This window comes from Shewanella sp., from assembly GCF_051658185.1.
Classification (GTDB): domain Bacteria; phylum Pseudomonadota; class Gammaproteobacteria; order Enterobacterales; family Shewanellaceae; genus Shewanella.
Window position 1 is genome coordinate 1 of sequence record NZ_JBOFMC010000013.1, and the last position, 3,969, is coordinate 3,969.

Here is a 3,969-nt window from a genome sequence, read left to right on the forward strand (position 1 = left end):
GTTTTGCCTCTCTGGGATAGTGCGGTGGGGTGGGTTTCACCTTAAAACTGGGCTTTTCTAGCATCACAGGCTGAGCCGCACTCTGGTTTATCGTTGTGGCGAGCGACTGTGGTTGATGATCTTGAAATTGTTCTTGTTCCAACTTAACGCGATGGTGGTTTGCAACAGTGGGCTCATGTTTTGATACAAGCTCAATTCTTGGTGCAGGCACAGATTGTGCCTTGTCTTCGGGTATTGCTTTAGGCGGTTTTTTCGACTCTTTATTGGCTTGAATTTCTTTAGTTGGCTCGATTTTGCGAGGTTTAGGCGCAGCCTTAGGTTCAGGTGCAGGCTTAGGCTTAGGTTGCGGTAGGACGTTATCTTCCGCATCCGTTGCAGTATGTAATTTCACCACAGGCGCAGTCGATGCCATCAGCGACAGGGCCATGCTGTGGGCGGGCAGCTCTGCTCCAATGGCTAAAGCCGGTTTGGCGGGCGTGGCTAATCCGTAAAATATGTGCAAAGCCCCTGAAACTAGGGCGCAAATAAGATAGCGAGAAAAATTCAAACCAATTCCAACTCTGTTGCGATATCGAGAATTAACGCAAGGTTACACTCGAATACGAATGAGATCAATTATCAATTGCATTTGATCATTAATTTCCATAACATCGCTATCAATCATTCACTTTACTCGCAGCCCATTTATGCAAATTGATCTAACCAATCCTGAAGTGGTAGGGCAGCATACGCCCGATCCACTGCGCTTTGCGTTTAGTAAAAAGCGCGCCGCTCATGCTGGCGGCATGTCGCACATAGTGCCGGCGCAGCAGGTGCAATCAACCTTGATGCAGGCCTATGCAACGCCACCCCGTTTGGCCAATACACCAAGATGTCTTTATCTGCATGTTCCCTTTTGCCGAGTCCGTTGTACCTTTTGTAATTTTTTTCAGTACGCCTCAAGCAAGGCATTGATTGCCCGCTATGTAGAAAGTCTCTGTGAAGAGATCCGCTGGAAAGCCACATCCATCTGGGCTCAAGCCGCACCCTTTCAGGCGGTGTATATCGGGGGCGGGACACCGACAGATCTCAGTGGTGAGCAAATTCTGCGCATCATGGCGGAGATCAAGCGCCAATTTCCACTGACGCCCGATTGCGAAATTACGTTAGAAGGTCGGGTAAATCGCTTTAGTGAGGACAAATTTGAAGCGGCTCTTGAGGCGGGAATTAACCGCTTTTCCTTTGGTGTACAAAGTTTTAATACCCAAGTGCGTAAGAGTGCTAAACGTTTGGATGATAGGGAGCATGTGCTGGCGCAATTAAGCCAATACGTTAGCTATAACGCTGCTCCGATTGTGATCGATCTGTTGTTTGGTTTGCCCCACCAAACCATGGAAATTTGGCAGCAGGATCTCAATGATTATCTAGCCAGTGGTGTGCATGGTGTTGATTTATATCAGTTACTTGAGATGCAGGGCATTCCGATGGCCAGCCTAGTTGAACAAGGCAAATTGCCAATGCCAGCTGATACGCAGATGAAAGCCAGCATGTACGCTTTGGGTGTCGCTTTTATGGAGCGTCACTATCAGCGCCGCGTGAGCGTCAGTCATTGGGCGAACGATAACCGTGAGCGCAGCATTTACAATTCTTTAGCCAAAACCACTGCCGAGATTATGCCCCTTGGGGCCGGTGGCGGGGGCAATTTAAATGGGTTGCAGATGATGCAAACCCGCAATCTTGACCAATATATTCAATCTATTACTGAACGCCAATACCCAGTGCCAATGCTGCTGCGCACCCACCCGCATCATGGTAGCCATGCCTGTATTAAAGCCGCATTTGATAAAGGCGTGCTGGCAAGTGCTGCACTGGATAAGGCTGCGGGTGCAGGTACGTTTAACGCGGCTAAACCGCTATTTGAGGCGTGGCAGCGTAATGGTTTAGTGACCCTCAGCGCGAGTCCCGTGGCGGAAGGCGGCTATGAATATGTCACCCTCACCTTGGCGGGCCAGTTTTGGGCCGTCACCCTATCGCAAATCTTAATTGAAGTGCTGCAGACCAATCTGGCCACTGCCGCTTAAGAGGAAATCCTATGTCGATTGACGTTAATCATGCACTACCACAACGGGTCACCACGATGCTGGCGACCGATCCCCACACGCCAGTGACCATCATGGCAATAGAACTCAATGCCAGCGAAGGTGAGATCACCCGTTGTTTACCTGAAACAATGGCGCAGTTCACCTCCGGTGATCGGGCTGAACATATTTTGAGCCAATTACCATCCTGGGGCCGGCTCACGACCATTGTGGCTGCTGCAGGCTCCATTTTTGAAGTTAAAGCCGATTTTCCTAAGGGCAAAATGGCACACGGTTTTTACAACTTGATGGGCAAAGCAGGGCAACTGCATGGGCATCTGCGAATCGATCTGATAACAGACATCGCCTTTGTTTCTAAGCCGTTTCGCGGCATGGAGAGTTTTTACATCGGTTTTTTCACCGCCAAAGGGGAATGTATGTTCAAGGTTTATCTCGGGCGTGACAAAAAACGTCAATTATTTCCAGAACAAAAAGAATTGTTTAACCAACTAAAACAGGAACTATGTGCATGATAGATATGATTGATAAAACTCAGCGTTTACAGGATCGCATTAGCCCAGAGATCCAGCAATTTCGTGATAGCCGCCTTTGCTTGCAATTGGCCAGTATCGATACCGAGGGGTTTGCGCATGCCAGTTATGCCCCTTTCGTGTACCAAGATCTGTGTTATTACATTTTGATTAGCGATTTAGCAAATCATGGGCAGAATCTCAAACAAAACAACAAAGTAGGTATCATTCTTTTGGATGATGAAGCGAGTGCCAAAGATGTGTTTGCCCGACGTCGTCTCAGTTATACCGCATTGGCGGAGTTGGTTGAGCGCGATACTGACACTTGGCAAGCGGTAACGGATGCCCTCTATCATCGCGCCGGAGAAACCAGCAGAACCTTAAGTGGACTGCAAGATTTTAACCTCTACCGCTTGCGCCCGCTGCGTGGCCGTTATGTCAAAGGTTTTGGGAAGGCCTATGAAATTGATGCGGACGAATTGCCTAAAGTGACGGCGCTCGACGAAAGCAATATCAAAGGCCACATTGCGGTGTAATGGCCAATTAATATCACTATCAATGACGACTGGAGTCGCGGTCTGCCAGCCCTGTGGGAGCGGGCCACTGCGGCCCGAGGAAAGAATGATGAAACCAAACAAACTAGCTTGTTGTATTGCGGTTATCTGTGCTCAAGGCGTGCTGCCGACTCCGGTGTTGGCGGCAGAGGAATATTATCTGGATGAAGTTGTGGTATCGGCCACGCGCTCAGAACAACAAGTACGCGATATTGCCGCTTCTGTTACCAGTGTGGATGCCACTAAGATTGAAAAATCCATGGCACAGGATCTGAAGCAAGCATTGGCCGATGAACCCGGCGTAAGTTTATCCGGTAATGGCCGTTTTGGGTTCGCGGGGGTCAATATTCGTGGCCGTGATGCCAACTATGTTAAAACCCTTATCGACGGTGTCGAGCTGCCTGCAAGCTATAACCCTGGGGCAGATATGATGCGTAAATATAACAATACGATAGAGCTAGATACGCTCGCGGTGGTCGAGGTTAACAAGGGCCCGATTTCCAGCTTGTATGGCAGTGACGCCCTCGCCGGCGCGGTGGTGATGCGTACTAAGGCTCCCGCCGATCTTCTGGGTGAGGGAGAGGGCAGTGCCTTGGGGGTGAAAACCGCTTACGCGAGTGCTGACGACAGTTTTAAAGGCTCCGCCGAGATGGCAAATCGCACTGGCGATCTCGAAACCATGCTTATTTACACTCACCGTAAAGGTCATGAGCGACAAACTCATGGTGGGGCTGATGTGACGGGGGATACTCGTGGCGAAGCCGATCCCTTAAGTTACGATTCAGACAACCTACTGGCTAAAGCCTATTATCAACTTAATGCCGATCA

General features: G+C 49.5%; 4 protein-coding genes and 1 pseudogene. 4 read left to right on the top strand and 1 reads right to left on the bottom strand.

Annotation, left to right across the window (positions count from 1 at the left end):
- A pseudogene (locus ACRCZA_RS00615) lies at positions 1-547 on the bottom strand (hypothetical protein); the annotation flags it as partial.
- A gap of 139 nt (positions 548-686) precedes the next feature.
- Here ACRCZA_RS00615 and hutW point away from each other — a divergent pair.
- The 4 genes from hutW to ACRCZA_RS00635 all read left to right on the top strand — a co-directional run.
- Positions 687-2,060: a heme anaerobic degradation radical SAM methyltransferase ChuW/HutW gene (gene hutW, locus ACRCZA_RS00620; RefSeq protein ID WP_438672555.1), complete on the top strand. Its 1,374-nt coding sequence runs from the start codon at positions 687-689 to the stop codon at positions 2,058-2,060.
- Between the two features lie 11 nt (positions 2,061-2,071).
- On the top strand, positions 2,072-2,590 hold the full coding sequence (hutX, locus tag ACRCZA_RS00625) for a heme utilization cystosolic carrier protein HutX (RefSeq protein WP_438672556.1): 519 nt from the start codon (positions 2,072-2,074) through the stop codon (positions 2,588-2,590).
- Positions 2,587-3,123 (top strand): pyridoxamine 5'-phosphate oxidase family protein, encoded by a 537-nt coding sequence (locus tag ACRCZA_RS00630; RefSeq protein WP_438672557.1) that lies wholly within the window; start codon positions 2,587-2,589, stop codon positions 3,121-3,123. Before hutX ends, ACRCZA_RS00630 begins: the two co-directional genes overlap by 4 nt.
- Positions 3,124-3,208: 85 nt before the next feature.
- A partial coding sequence (locus ACRCZA_RS00635) for a TonB-dependent receptor plug domain-containing protein (RefSeq protein ID WP_438672558.1) occupies positions 3,209-3,969 on the top strand: 761 nt, incomplete at its 3' end.